11 protein-coding genes are annotated in these 12,722 nt (G+C 72.6%); 6 read left to right on the top strand and 5 right to left on the bottom strand.

Annotated elements, in window-relative coordinates; genetic code table 11:
• Window positions 1-30: 30 nt before the first annotated feature.
• A complete protein-coding gene (locus tag I2W78_RS36660) occupies window positions 31-960 on the bottom strand; it encodes an endonuclease/exonuclease/phosphatase family protein (RefSeq protein ID WP_196465052.1) in 930 nt (309 codons plus the stop codon).
• 192 nt (window positions 961-1,152) lie between these two features.
• On the opposite strand from I2W78_RS36660, the gene I2W78_RS36655 reads away from it, so the two are divergent.
• Window positions 1,153-2,448, top strand: coding sequence for a DUF6986 family protein (locus I2W78_RS36655; RefSeq protein WP_196465051.1), 1,296 nt, complete (start codon window positions 1,153-1,155; stop codon window positions 2,446-2,448).
• Between the two features lie 108 nt (window positions 2,449-2,556).
• Window positions 2,557-4,614, top strand: a complete 2,058-nt coding sequence (locus tag I2W78_RS36650) for a serine/threonine-protein kinase (RefSeq protein ID WP_196465050.1) — start codon at window positions 2,557-2,559, stop codon at window positions 4,612-4,614.
• Here I2W78_RS36650 and I2W78_RS36645 read toward each other — a convergent pair.
• Together I2W78_RS36645 and I2W78_RS36640 are read right to left on the bottom strand one after the other, a co-directional pair.
• A complete protein-coding gene (locus I2W78_RS36645) occupies window positions 4,560-5,375 on the bottom strand; it encodes a hypothetical protein (RefSeq protein WP_307784024.1) in 816 nt (271 codons plus the stop codon). The two genes, I2W78_RS36650 and I2W78_RS36645, sit on opposite strands and share 55 nt — an antisense overlap.
• Before the next feature lie 7 nt (window positions 5,376-5,382).
• Complete coding sequence (locus I2W78_RS36640; RefSeq protein WP_196465222.1) at window positions 5,383-6,447, bottom strand: LacI family DNA-binding transcriptional regulator; 1,065 nt, start codon at window positions 6,445-6,447, stop codon at window positions 5,383-5,385.
• A gap of 163 nt (window positions 6,448-6,610) precedes the next feature.
• Here I2W78_RS36640 and I2W78_RS36635 point away from each other — a divergent pair, with 163 nt between their 5' ends.
• The 3 genes from I2W78_RS36635 (at window position 6,611) to I2W78_RS36625 (ending at window position 9,085) form a co-directional block, all read left to right on the top strand.
• Entirely contained in the window at window positions 6,611-7,564 is a 954-nt protein-coding gene (locus I2W78_RS36635) for an ROK family protein (protein ID WP_196465048.1), read from the top strand.
• Between the two features lie 86 nt (window positions 7,565-7,650).
• Entirely contained in the window at window positions 7,651-7,881 is a 231-nt protein-coding gene (locus tag I2W78_RS36630; protein WP_196465047.1) for a hypothetical protein, read from the top strand.
• A gap of 160 nt (window positions 7,882-8,041) precedes the next feature.
• Entirely contained in the window at window positions 8,042-9,085 is a 1,044-nt protein-coding gene (locus tag I2W78_RS36625) for an NUDIX hydrolase (protein WP_196465221.1), read from the top strand.
• Window positions 9,086-9,322: 237 nt separating this feature from the next.
• Here I2W78_RS36625 and I2W78_RS36620 read toward each other — a convergent pair whose 3' ends face one another.
• Window positions 9,323-10,678 (bottom strand): dipeptidase, encoded by a 1,356-nt coding sequence (locus I2W78_RS36620; RefSeq protein ID WP_196465046.1) that lies wholly within the window; start codon window positions 10,676-10,678, stop codon window positions 9,323-9,325.
• A 244-nt stretch (window positions 10,679-10,922) separates the two neighbouring features.
• On the opposite strand from I2W78_RS36620, the gene I2W78_RS36615 reads away from it, so the two are divergent.
• Window positions 10,923-12,173, top strand: a complete 1,251-nt coding sequence (locus I2W78_RS36615; protein WP_196465045.1) for a geranylgeranyl reductase family protein — start codon at window positions 10,923-10,925, stop codon at window positions 12,171-12,173.
• Here I2W78_RS36615 and I2W78_RS36610 read toward each other — a convergent pair.
• On the bottom strand, window positions 12,163-12,678 hold the full coding sequence (locus tag I2W78_RS36610) for a nitroreductase family deazaflavin-dependent oxidoreductase (RefSeq protein WP_196465044.1): 516 nt from the start codon (window positions 12,676-12,678) through the stop codon (window positions 12,163-12,165). The two genes, I2W78_RS36615 and I2W78_RS36610, sit on opposite strands and share 11 nt — an antisense overlap.
• Window positions 12,679-12,722: the final 44 nt, after the last annotated feature.

Genomic DNA, 12,722 nt, shown 5'->3' with positions numbered 1-12,722 from the left:
GCGACCGGCGACGGTCGCGGGGGCCTCGGCTCATCCCAGGGTCAGTGAGGCCTGCACGGGCAGGTGGTCACTGGGGAACTGCCCGTTCATGGAGAAGGTGTTGATCTCCGCCCGGTGCACGGTGACACCCGGCGTGGCCAGGATCCAGTCGATGCGGTCGCCGTCCGGGGTCAGCGGCCGGTAGCCGTGGAAGGTCGCGTACAGGGCGCTGCGCTGCGCGGCGGACTCCCAGGTGTCGGTGAGCCTGGCGCCCAGCATCGTGTCGTAGACCGGGTTCTTGTGCGCGGCGACGTTGAAGTCGCCGGTCACCAGCAGCGGCAGCGAGCGGTCCAGCCCGGCGATCCGCTGCGCGATCAGCGCGGCGGCACGCGCGCGTGCGTCCTGGCTGCGGTTGTCCAGGTGGGTGTTGAGGAAGTAGAACTCCCGGCCGCCGTCCCGCAGATCGCGGAAGCGGACCCAGGTGACCATGCGGATGGAGCCGCCGCCCCAGGTGTTCGAGCCGATGAGGTCGGGCGTGTCGGAGAGCCAGAAGTGGTCGTACTCGAGCGGGGCGAGGCGGCGGGTGTCGTAGTAGACCGCCATGAACTCGTCGCGGCTGCCGCCCGCTCGGCCGGTGCCGATCCAGTCGTGGTGCGGGCCGAGGTCGGACTCGATGTCCAGCAGCTGCTGGTAGAGGCCCTCCTGGGTGCCGACGAGGTGCGGACGCTCACGGCGCAGCAGCTCGCGCATCACGGGTCTGCGGGCGGCCCAGCTGTTGGGTTCGGTGGTGCCGGCGAAGCGGAGGTTGAAGGACATGGTCTCCAGTCGGAGGCTGGTGCGCTTCACCGCCGGCACGAGGTCGGGCTCCTCCGCCGAGGTGGCCGACGACGACAGTGCTGTACTGGAGAGGGGCAGGGCGGCCGCCGCGGCTAACGCGGTCTTCAGGCCCAGGCGGCGCGTGACTCGGCTCTGGTTCGGCACGGGGCTCCTTCGATGGGGCGGCCAGGAGAGTCGGTGTACCGAAGTGTTCTACCGCCTCATGAGATGAGCGTGAACATGCCGAAAGGTCGGGGTGGCCCGGTGAGGAAGCGGTGTTGACCAGGGGGAAGGTCCCCGGATAACTTCATTCTACGGATTGTTGATTCCGCAGAGCGGAAAATAGGAGGGTGTGGGATGGGTCAGGGCCAGCAGGAGCAGGTCGCGACGAGCCTCGCGGGCACGGTCAGCGAGGAGATCAGCGCCTCGCTCGCGCCGGTCGACGCCGAACTGGAGCGCCGCTACCCCGGAGACCCCGGCACCCGCCAGCCCGTCCACACCGTCTACGTCCCCGGTGACGCCTTCGCCGCCGACACCATCCGCTCCTGGGGCGACCAGGCACTCGCCGCCCTCGACGAACACGCCCCGGACGCCGCGTCCTTCGCCGCCGCCCTGGGACTCGCCGACGACCTCGCCGGGCCCGTGTACGCGCGCGTGCGCGCCAAGCTGGAGCGGGAGCCGATCGAAGACCTGCGCGTGGACTTCGAGGACGGCTACCAGGGCGGTGACGAGGACCGGGACGCCGCCCGCGCCGCCCGCCTGATCGCCGAGGCGTACGCCAACGGCACCGCGGCCCCCTACATGGGCATCCGCATGAAGTGCATGGAGGCGCCGGTACGGGACCGGGGCATCCGCACCCTCGACATCTTCCTCACCGGCCTCGTGCGGGCCGGCGGGCTGCCCGACGGGCTGGTCCTCACCCTGCCGAAGGTGACCTATCCGGAGCAGGTCACCGCCATGGTCCGGCTGCTGGAGGCGTTCGAGAAGGCGCACGCGCTGGAGCCCGGCCGGCTCGGCTTCGAGATCCAGATCGAGACCAGCCAGTCCATCCTCGCCGCCGACGGCACCGCCACCGTCGCCCGGATGATCCAGGCCGCCGAGGGCCGCGCCACCGGGCTGCACTACGGCACCTTCGACTACAGCGCCTGCCTCGGCGTCTCGGCCGCCTACCAGGCCAGCGACCACCCCGCCGCCGACCACGCCAAGGCGATCATGCAGGTCGCCGCCGCGGGCACCGGCGTCCGCGTCTCGGACGGCTCCACCAACGTCCTGCCGGTCGGCCCGACCGAGAAGGTCCACGACGCCTGGCGACTGCACTACGGCCTCACCCGCCGCGCCCTGGCCCGCGCCTACTACCAGGGCTGGGACATGCACCCCGGCCACATCCCCACCCGGTACGCGGCCGTCTTCGCCTTCTACCGCGAGGGCTTCGAGCAGGCCGCCGGCCGCCTCGCCCGGTACGCCAACCGGGCCGGCGGCGACGTCATGGACGAGCCCGCCACCGCCAAGGCCCTCAGCGGCTACCTGCTGCGCGGCCTGGACTGCGGTGCCCTCGACATCGCCGAGGTCGCGCGGCTGACCGGACTCACCCGGGCCGACCTGGAAGGCTTCGCCGCGCCCCGACGGGGCGACCTGACGGCGTCCGCGCAGTAGGCAGCGGGCCTGTCACAGACGCCACCTGGGCCCGTTGTTGTCGGCGCTGCCCCGTAGTCTGTACGGCACTCATGAACGTGTCGCACAGGACATAGGAACGGGGCAGCGGTGTCTTCGGGGGAGTACGGACAGGCGGACGGGGCCGGACGGCTGCTGGCCGGACGCTATCGCGTGGTGGCGCAACTCGGCCGGGGTGGCATGGGGGTGGTCTGGAGAGCGGTCGACGAGGTGCTCGGCCGTGAGGTCGCCGTCAAGGAACTGCGCACCTACACCGACGCCGCCGGGCCCGAACTGGCCGACCTGCGGCTGCGGATGCAGCGCGAGGCCCGCGCCGCCGCCCGGGTGCGGCACCCCGGGGTCGTCGCCGTGCACGACATCGCCGAGGTCGACGGCCGCCCGCTGATCGTGATGGAGCTGGTCGACGGCCCCTCCCTGGACGACGTGCTGCGCGACCGGGGCACCCTCGACCCGCGCGAGGCCGCCGGGATCGGCGCGAAGGTCATGGACGCGCTGGCCGCCGCCCACCGCGCCGGTGTGCTGCACCGTGACGTCAAGCCCGGCAACATCCTTCTGGACCGCTCAGGGCGGGTGCTGCTGACGGACTTCGGCATAGCGACGATGGAGGACCCCGGCGATGGCTCGGCGACCCATCTCACGCGCAGCGGCGAACTCGTCGGTTCCCTCGACTACTTGGCCCCCGAACGAGCCCAGGGCGCCGATCCCGGCCCCGCCTCCGACGTCTGGGCCCTCGGCGCCACGCTGTACGCGGCTGTCGAAGGCGCCGCCCCGTTCCGCCGTACGTCGACGTACTCGACCCTCACCGCGATCGTCGCCGAGCCCTTGCCGGAACCGCGGCGCGCCGGTCCCCTGGGCCCGGTCCTGGGCCGCCTCATGGACAAGCGCCCGGAGTCCCGGCCGGAGGCGGAGGAGGCCCGGGAGCTGTTGCAGGGGGTCGCGGACTCACCTGCCGCAGACCAGCCGACGGCGATGCTGCGGGGCGGGGCGGCGCAGGCGACCTCGCGGGAGGAGCCGACGGCCCGAGCAGAGACGGAACTGAGCGTTCCAGCGGTGCCGCCCGGGTTCGGGCCGGTGCGGGGGGCGTCCGGTGGGGTGGCGCAGGGCGGGAGCGGCGGGCAGGGGCTCGGCGAGCCGACGGGTACGTCTGCGCAGACGGGGTCGGCCTCGGCGGCGTCTGGCGCAGCTGCGCAGATGGGGCCGGGGGCGCGGGGCGTTGGCGAGCCCGGGCAGGCCGATTCCGGCCACCAGGGCTTCGGTGCGCCCGCGCAGGCCGATCTCGGCGGCCATGGCTGTGGTGCGTCGGTGCAGGCGGATTCCGGTCGCCACGGTATTGCTGCGTCCGCGCACACCGGCCCCGGCCCCCACGGCTTTGGTGCGCCCGCGCAACCCGGCTTCGCCCCGCAAGCCTTCGGCGCCGGCGGTCCCTCCGGCCGAACCTCGTCCAGCACTTCCGCCCCCACCGGCCCCATGACCGCTGCCTCGCCCCGCCGCCGCAAGGGCCGTACGCTGCTCGCCGCTGCCGCGGTCGTCGTTGTGCTCGCGGCGGCGGGTGTCACGGTCGTCATGCTCGACAACGGCCCGGGCGAGGCGACGGCAGGTGCGCGGCCCACCGAATCCACCGCCCGCGCCACGGCCGCCCCCTCGGCGACCGGCTCCGAAGAAGCCGACCGCTCGGCCGACGCCAAACCCTCCGAGCAGGGCGCCGCCGACGACAGGACGCCCAGCGCGGATCAGTCGAGCGGCGACGAGGACGCACCCGCTCCCAAGGACACGCCACCGCCCAAACCCTCCCCGTCGCCGACGACCGGCGGCGGCTCCGGCGACGGCGGTACGACGGGCGGCGGCGGCACCGAGACCACTCCCGCACCGGCCTGCCACTCCATAGGCGGCGGCAAGTACAACTGCACGGTCTGGCGCACCGCCAAGTCCTACACCGCCTCCGGCACGGAGGTCGGCGTCCTCAACGCGGGCACCAACTACTTCTACTGCCAGCAGAACCTGGGCCGCCGCGAGACCCATGGCGAGTGGACCAACGTCTGGTGGGGCCGCACCGACGACGACAGCGGCAACGCCGACGTCTACGTCAGCGCCGTCTACATCCAGGGCGGCGACAACGACGCCCCGGTGCCCGGCCTCCCGGTCTGCTGAGCCCGCACGTACCGCTCCAGCCCGGACGCCGTCACCAGCTTCTCCTCGGCGAACAGCCGTGTGCCCCGCGCGCACAACCACCGGTCGGCCCGCGCCCGCGCACAGAACTGCTCGGGCGTGGCCCCGAACATCTCCCGCAACCGGGGCAGCGCGACGAGGAGCTCCGTCAGCAGCGCCCGCTGGCCGGGGTGCGTGCGCGGCGCCTCGGTGCCGTCACGGAGGACGCCGTGCCGGTTGACGTACACGTACGCGCCCGGCAGCGTCGTACCGTCCGCCACCTCGATCCGTACGTCGGGCGCGGGCAGCCAGGCCCGTTCGTAGTTGCCGTGGGGCAGGGGCACGCCCTCGCTCGCGTCCACCACCGCCAGCTGCTCGGCGTCCAGCCAGATGACGAACAACTCCCTCAAGGAACCGGGGGAGCTGACCGGCGACGCGGAGACATACCCCATGCGGCTCACGTGCGCGGAGACACCCACGTCGATGCCGGTGACCCGGGCCTTCACCATCGGGATGGGGGAGCCGATCCCGAACTCGCGCATCTTGTGGCGCAGTTGACCCGGACAGGCGTTGGAGCCGACGGCGAGCACCGGCGTCCGGTCCTCGTGCACCAGCCGCTCCAGCGGCAGCATCCGGTCCCCGTCCAGAAGCCCCGACTCCCGGGGCCGGGCGCCCGGATAGCTCAGCGGCCGCTCGCGGGGCACCTCGGCGAGGCCGAGTGCCTCCAGGGTGCGGTGATCAACAGGCTGCGCCCGGTCGTCCACGGGCCGCTCAGTCCGTCGGCGGCAGCTCACCCGAGCCGCGGGTGATCAGCCGGGTCGGCAGTTCGATCTTCTCCGGGACGATCAGCGAGCCGTCCAGCTGGCGGAAGAGCCGTTCGGCGGCGGTACGGCCCAGTGCCGCCGCGTCCTGCGCGACGACCGTGACGCCCGGCTGGAGCAGATCCGCCAGCTCGATGTCGTCGAACCCGACGAACGCCACGGGGCGCGGCTGCTCGGCCAGGACCCGGATCACGGTGACCGTCACCCGGTTGTTGCCCGCGAAGATAGCCGTCACGGGGGAGGAGCCGGACAGCATCTCCTCGGCCGCCCGCCGCACCCGCAGCGGATCCGTGGCCCCCAGGGACATCCAGGCGTCCTCGACCGGTATACCGGCGTCCTCCATGGCCGCCCGATAGCCGCGCAGCCGCTCGGCGGCGGTGTGGATACGCGGCATGTCGCCGATGAACCCGATCCGCCGGTGCCCGTGCGCGATCAGGTGCGCGACGCCGTCCCGGGCGCCGCCGTAGCTGTCCGACAGGACGACATCGGCGTCGATCTTCCCGGCCGGACGGTCCACGAACACCGTGGCGACACCCGCCTTCAACTCGGGCTCCAGATAGCGGTGGTCGTCCCCGGCCGGAATGATCACGAGCCCGTCCACCCGCCGCGCGCACAACGCCAGCACCAGCTCCTGCTCACGGTCCGGGTCCTCGGCGCTGGAGCCGTTGATCAGCAGGGCGCCGTGCGCGCGGGCCACCTCCTCCACGGCGCGGCTCAGGGGGCCGTAGAAGGGGTCGGCGAGGTCCTCCAGGACGAGACCGACGCTCGCCGTACGGCCCTTGCGCAGCACCCGTGCGCTGTCGTTGCGGCGGAAACCCAGCGCCTCGATGGCCTCCTGGACGCGCCGCTCGGTCTCCGGGGTCACCCCCGGTTCCCCATTCACGACCCGGGAAACCGTCTTCAGTCCGACTCCGGCGCGGGCCGCTACGTCCTTCATGGTGGGCCGGTTTCCGTAGCGGCTTCCGGCGAGGCGGTGGGTCTCGGGCACGGTGCGGTGTCCTGTCCTGTGGTCCATGGGGATGCGTCGGTCCATGGTTTGTATGAGGATGTGGCGTCGAGCATAGAGCCTGGACAACGTTGTCAGAAGCGGGAGAGACTGTCCAGCGCACTCCCCGGCCCGCGCCCCACCGATGGGCCGGCCAGCCCATTTCCCAAGGTTGAACGGGGATTCGACACTGATGCACACCGACCTCGTGGCCGCGCTCGACATCGGCGGCACCAAGATCGCAGGCGCGCTGGTGGACGGCGGCGGCCGGATCGTGGTGCGCGCCCAGCGCCCCACGCCCGCCCGGCAGGACGGCGAGACCGTGATGCGGGCCGTGGAGGAGGTGATCGGCGAGCTCACCGCATCGCCGCTGTGGAGCCGCGCCGACGCGGTCGGCATCGGCAGCGCGGGCCCGGTGGACGCCTCCGCGGGCACGGTCAGCCCGGTGAACGTGCCGGGCTGGCGCGACTATCCGCTGGTGGCCCGGGTCAGGGCGGCGACCGGCGGGCTGCCCGTCGAGCTGCTCGGCGACGGCGTGGCCATCACCGCCGCCGAGCACTGGCAGGGCGCGGCACGCGGCCACGACAACGCGCTGTGCATGGTCGTCTCCACCGGCGTCGGCGGTGGCCTGGTCCTCGACGGCCGCCTGCACGCCGGCCCCACCGGCAATGCCGGCCACATCGGCCACATCAGCGTGGACCTCGACGGCGATCCCTGCCCGTGCGGTTCGCGCGGCTGCGTGGAGCGCATCGCCAGCGGTCCCAACATCGCCCGCCGCGCCCTGGAGGCCGGCTGGCTGCCGGGCCCCGACGGCGACACCTCCGCCGCCGCGGTGGCCACCGCCGCGCGCTCGGGCGACCCGGTCGCCGTGGCCTCCTTCGAGCGCGCCGCCCAGGCCCTGGCCGCGGGCATCGCGGCCACCGCGACCCTGGTCGAGATCGACATCGCCGTGATCGGCGGGGGAGTGGGCAAGGCGGGCGACGTGCTGTTCGCGCCGCTGCGCAAGGCCCTCGCCGACTACGCGACCCTGTCGTTCGTCCAGCACCTGACCGTCGTGCCCGCCCAGATGGGCACCGACGCCGGGCTGGTGGGGGCCGCCGCGGCGGTGCTGGGCAGGAGGGCGGACGCCGCGGCGGCAGGCGTGTGAGGGGCGCGTGGGCAGGAACGTTCACCCGGGCCGATGGAACGTTATTGATGCGTGACCCCGGACGGGGTACGTCAGTTGATCGGGGCATGAAGAAGCGCAGCATGCTCGCCATCGCCTCCCTCGCCACCGGGTTCGTCGTCGCGGCGGTCACCCCCTCCCACGCCCTGGGTGACGGGATGAGCGGCCTCAACGTCGGGGACACGCTCAAGAAGCTCGACAAGACCATCGCCAACGAAAGCCTGCAGCTGAACGAGGGCGCGCTCGGCGGCACCCAGAGCGACGAGGACAGCGGCAAGCGGAGCCACAAGGGCCGCTGAGGCGGCCGACAGCGTCCGCTGAGGCGGCCAACAGCGACACGGCGAAGCGCCGGCCCCGGGAAACGGGTGCCGGCGCTTCCGCTTGTGCACCCTCAACTGGGGCTGGTTTCCGTGGCAGGGTGGAGCGGGCAAGGCACAGGGGGCCAATAGAAGAGGGGGAATCGTGATCGTCTGGATCAACGGCACGTTCGGTGCGGGGAAGACCACCACCGCACGGGAACTGATCGACCTGATCCCGAACAGCACGCTCTTCGACCCCGAGGTCATCGGAGGCGCACTCACGCACCTGCTGCCGGCCAAACGCCTCGCCGAGGTCGGCGACTTCCAGGATCTGCCGATCTGGCGACGCCTCGTCATCGACACGGCGGCCGCGATGCTCGCCGAACTCGGCGGCACGCTCGTCGTGCCCATGACCCTGCTGCGCCAGGAGTACCGCGACGAGATCTTCGGCGGCCTCGCCGCCCGCCGCATCACCGTCCGGCATGTGCTGCTCGCCCCGGCCGAAACGATACTGCGCGAGCGGATAGCCCACCGTGAGATACCGCCGGACCTGCCCGACGGCGAGATACGGATCCGGCAGTGGTCGTACGACCACATCGAGACCTACAAGGCCGCCCTCGCCTCCTGGCTCACCGCCGACGCCCACCCCGTCGACAACGGCGCCCTCACCCCGTACGAGACCGCCGCCCGGATCTTCGAGGCCGTCAACTCCGGTGCCGTGCCCGTCTGCGACATCGTGCAGACCCCCGAACCCACCGCCGAGACACTCGCCGCCGGCGTCCTCCTCTTCGACGAACAGGACCGCGTGCTGCTCGTCGACCCCACCTACAAAGCGGGTTGGGAGTTTCCCGGCGGCGTCGTCGAACCCGGCGAGGCGCCCGCCCGCGCCGGCATCCGCGAAGTCGCCGAGGAGACCGGCATCCACCTGGACGACGTACCGCGCCTGCTCGTCGTCGACTGGGAGCCGCCCGCGCCTCCCGGGTACGGCGGTCTGCGGCTCCTCTTCGACGGCGGCAGCCTGGACGCCGCCGCGGCACGGCAGGTACTGCTGCCTGGTCCCGAACTGCGCGGCTGGCGGTTCGTCACCGAGGAGGAGGCGGCCGGTCTGCTGCCGCCGGTCCGCTACGAGCGGCTGCGCTGGGCACTGCGCGCCCGGGAACGCGGGGCGGCGCTCTATCTGGAGGCGGGGATACCGGTCGGCTGAGGGCGGGCGTCGGCCGTACTCCGGCCGGTGCGTCGGGCTGTCGTGCGGGGATGTAATCACGCCGGCCGGTGCGTCGGGATGTCGTGCGGGGATGCAATTCACCCCGGCCGCCGCGCCCATGTCGTCCCTCGTCCTCGATCCGGCGCTCGCCCTGGTCGAGGGGAGGCCTGCGGGGACTGCCGACGTGTCGGCCTGAGCCGGTCGGGAGCCCTCCGCAGGGTCAGGCGGTGACGGCGCTCAGCTCGCCGCGTAGTTGCGCAGGAAGAGCGCCTCCGCCACGGAGAGCCGCTCCAGTTCCTCCGGGGACACGCTCTCGTTCACGGCATGGATCCGGGCCTCCGGCTCGCTCAGGCCGATGAGCAGGATCTCCGCGCGCGGGTAGAGAGCGGCGAGGGTGTTGCACAGCGGGATGGAGCCGCCCTGGCCGGCGTACTGCATCTCCTGGCCCGGATACGCCACCGCCATCGCGTCGGCCATCGCCTGGTACGCCGGGCTCGACGTGTCCGCGCGGAACGCCTGGCCCTGGCCGATCTGCTCGGAGCTCACCCGCGCGCCCCACGGCGTGTGCGCCTCGATGTGCGCCTGGAGCAACTTGGTCGCCTCCGCCGCGTCCACGCCCGGCGGCACCCGCAGGCTGATCAGCGCGCGGGCGCTCGCCTGCACGGACGGGGTGGCGCCGACGACCGGCGGGCAGTCGATGCCGAGCACGGTCACGGCCGGACGCGCCCAGATCCGGTCGGCGACCGTACCGGAGCCGATCAGGCCGACCCCGTCCAGCACGTTGGCGTCCGCACGGAACTGCTCCTCGTCGTACTGCAGCCCCTGCCACGACGACTCGCCGGTCAGCCCGTCCACCGTGGTCGACCCGTCCTCCGCGCGCAGCGAGTCCAGGACGCGGATCAGCGCGCCGAGCGCGTCCGGCGCGGCACCGCCGAACTGGCCGGAGTGCAGGTTGCCTTCGAGCGTGTCGATCTGCACCCGGATCATGGTCATGCCGCGCAGGGTCGAGGTGACCGTCGGCAGACCGACGCGGAAGTTGCCCGCGTCGCCGATCACGATCGTGTCGGCCTCCAGCAACTCCGGGTGCTCCTCGGCGTACCGCTCCAGGCCGCCCGTTCCCATCTCCTCCGAGCCCTCGGCGATCACCTTGACGTGCACGGGCACGCCGCCGTTGGCCTTCAGGGCGCGCAGCGCCAGCAGGTGCATGATCAGACCGCCCTTGCAGTCGGCGGTGCCGCGGCCGTACCAGCGGCCGTCACGCTCGGTCAGCTCGAAGGGCGGGGTGGTCCAGCCGGCCTCGTCCAGCGGCGGCTGCACGTCGTAGTGGGCGTAGAGCAGCACGGTCCTCGCGCCCGCCGGCCCGGGCAGGTAGCCGTACACCGACTGCGTACCGTCCGGGGTGTCGAGCAGCGCCACGTCCTCGAAGCCCTCGGCGCGCAGCGCGTCCGCGACCCAGCGGGCGGCGCCCTCGCTCTCACTGCGCGGGAACTGGTCGAAGTCCGCCACCGACTTGAAGGCCACCAGCTCGGTGAGCTCCGCCTTCGCCCTGGGCATCAGCGAGGCGACGGTCTCGGCGACCGGATTCGACGACATGGGCACGCTCCTCGTAGGTGCGACGTTGTACTTCTCTGTACGGGGTCCGTACGGGGTCCGTACGGGTCTGCGCGGTCGGCAGATGCCCGGGTGCGCTTGGGCACCTCTGACCGCGCGAGTGTAGGCGCGCCCTGGTGTGCGGGGCGCATACGGTGCCGATCCTCCCACAGCGGCCTGCGGCGATCACCGCCGTAGGATGCGGGGGACAGATCGGCAGGCGGCGGATCGGGAGCAGTAGACCATCGTGAGCAGCGAGAACTCTTCGGCGGACGGCGGGCAGCAGGTGTGGGACGTCGTCGTGGTGGGCGCGGGACCCGCGGGGGCCTCGGCGGCCTACGCGGCGGCGGTCGCGGGGCGGCGTGTGCTGCTGCTGGAGAAGGCCGAGCTGCCCCGCTACAAGACGTGCGGCGGCGGCATCATCGGCCCCTCGCGCGACGCGCTGCCGCCCGGGTTCGAACTGCCCCTGCGGGACCGGGTGCACGCGGTCACGTTCTCCAACAACGGCCGCTTCGGCCGCACCCGGCGCTCCAAGCAGATGCTCTTCGGGCTGATCAACCGGCCCGAGTTCGACCAGCAGCTCGTCGAGCACGCGCAGAAGGCGGGCGCCGAGCTGCGTACGGGCGTCACGGTCTCGCGGGTCGAGCAGCACGGGTCGGCGGTGCCGGACCGGCGCACGGTCGCCGTCGTGCTGCAGGGCGGTGAGACGCTGCTGGCGCGGGCCGTGGTCGGAGCGGACGGCAGCGCCAGCCGGATAGGCGCGCACGTCGGGGTCAAGCTCGACCAGGTGGATCTTGGCCTGGAGCTGGAGATTCCGGTGCCGGACACGGTCGCGGAGGACTGGCAGGGGCGGGTCCTCATCGACTGGGGCCCGATCCCGGGCAGTTACGGATGGGTCTTCCCCAAGGGCGACACGCTGACGGTGGGTGTGATCTCCGCGCGCGGTGAAGGCGCCGCGACCAAGCGGTACTTGGAGGACTTCGTCGGGCGGCTGGGGCTCGCCGGATTCGAGCCGAGCATCTCCTCCGGCCACCTGACCCGCTGCCGCGCCGACGACTCACCGCTGTCGCGGGGGCGCGTGCTGGTGTGCGGGGACGCGGCGGGGCTGCTGGAGCCGTGGACGCGCGAGGGCATCTCGTTCGCGCTGCGGTCGGGGCGGCTCGCGGGGGAGTGGGCGGTCCGGATCTCGGAGGCGCACGACGCGGTGGACACGCGCCGACAGGCCCTCAACTACGCGTTCGCGATCAAGGCCGGGCTGGGTGTGGAGATGGCGGTCGGCAAGCGGCTGCTGACCGTGTTCGAGCGGCGGCCCGGGCTCTTCCACGCGGTGCTGACCGGGTTCCGGCCGGCCTGGAAGGCGTTCAAGGACATTACGCGGGGTGCCACGTCCCTGGGCGAGATCGTCCGTACGCATCCGATGGCCCAGCGCGCTCTGACCGCGCTGGACCGCCGGTCTGCGGGTGGTGCGACGGCTGAGACCGGCGAGATCAGTTCTTGAGGTGCGTGGCGCCGGGGTCCTTGGCGCTGCTGTCCTTGGAGGCGTCGGCGCTTGTCGTGTCGGTGTAGGTGATCTCGAAGACGGGGTGATCGGGGGCGATGCGGCGCAGCTCCTCGTCGGAGGAGTCGGGGCCGACGCCCTTGAAGAAGGCGCCCACTTCGGCCTTCCAGCGCTTGAGGTAGGCGCGCAGGAGCGGGGGCTTGTCGTCATCGGCGACCTCGGTCGCGGTGAACGTGTCCACGTTCCTGCCGAGCCGCAACTCCCCGCCGCCGGCGGCGCGCATGTTGTGCGTCCACTGGACGTGCCCGCGGGGTGCGACGAGGTACTGGCGGCCGTCGACGGTCAGCAGATTCACCGGGGTGGTGCGCCAGCTGCCGCTCTTGCGACCGCGCACGGCCAGGACGCGGGAGCCCCAGATGCTGATGCCGCGGCGGGTCAGCCAGGCGACCGTGCGATTGAAGACGTTGACGGTGAACCAGCCGGGCTTCTGGACGTGCGTGGACATGTGGAGTGCTCCTGGGTTGGCAGTGAGAGCGGTGCTCTCGCTTG

Source organism: Streptomyces spinoverrucosus, assembly GCF_015712165.1.
In the GTDB taxonomy this organism is placed as follows: domain Bacteria; phylum Actinomycetota; class Actinomycetes; order Streptomycetales; family Streptomycetaceae; genus Streptomyces; species Streptomyces spinoverrucosus_A.
Note: the sequence above shows the minus strand (reverse complement) of the source record. Positions and strands in the feature narration are given on the sequence as shown.

Excerpts from the sequence above, each read along its gene's own strand:
- I2W78_RS36655 (WP_196465051.1), top strand. The coding sequence starts at position 1,153 with ATGGGTCAGGGCCAGCAGGAGCAGGTCGCGACGAGCCTCGCGGGCACG.
- I2W78_RS36640 (WP_196465222.1), bottom strand. The coding sequence starts at position 6,447 with ATGGACCACAGGACAGGACACCGCACCGTGCCCGAGACCCACCGCCTC.
- I2W78_RS36635 (WP_196465048.1), top strand. The coding sequence starts at position 6,611 with ATGCACACCGACCTCGTGGCCGCGCTCGACATCGGCGGCACCAAGATC.
- I2W78_RS36630 (WP_196465047.1), top strand. The coding sequence starts at position 7,651 with ATGAAGAAGCGCAGCATGCTCGCCATCGCCTCCCTCGCCACCGGGTTC.
- I2W78_RS36620 (WP_196465046.1), bottom strand. The coding sequence starts at position 10,678 with ATGTCGTCGAATCCGGTCGCCGAGACCGTCGCCTCGCTGATGCCCAGG.
- I2W78_RS36610 (WP_196465044.1), bottom strand. The coding sequence starts at position 12,678 with ATGTCCACGCACGTCCAGAAGCCCGGCTGGTTCACCGTCAACGTCTTC.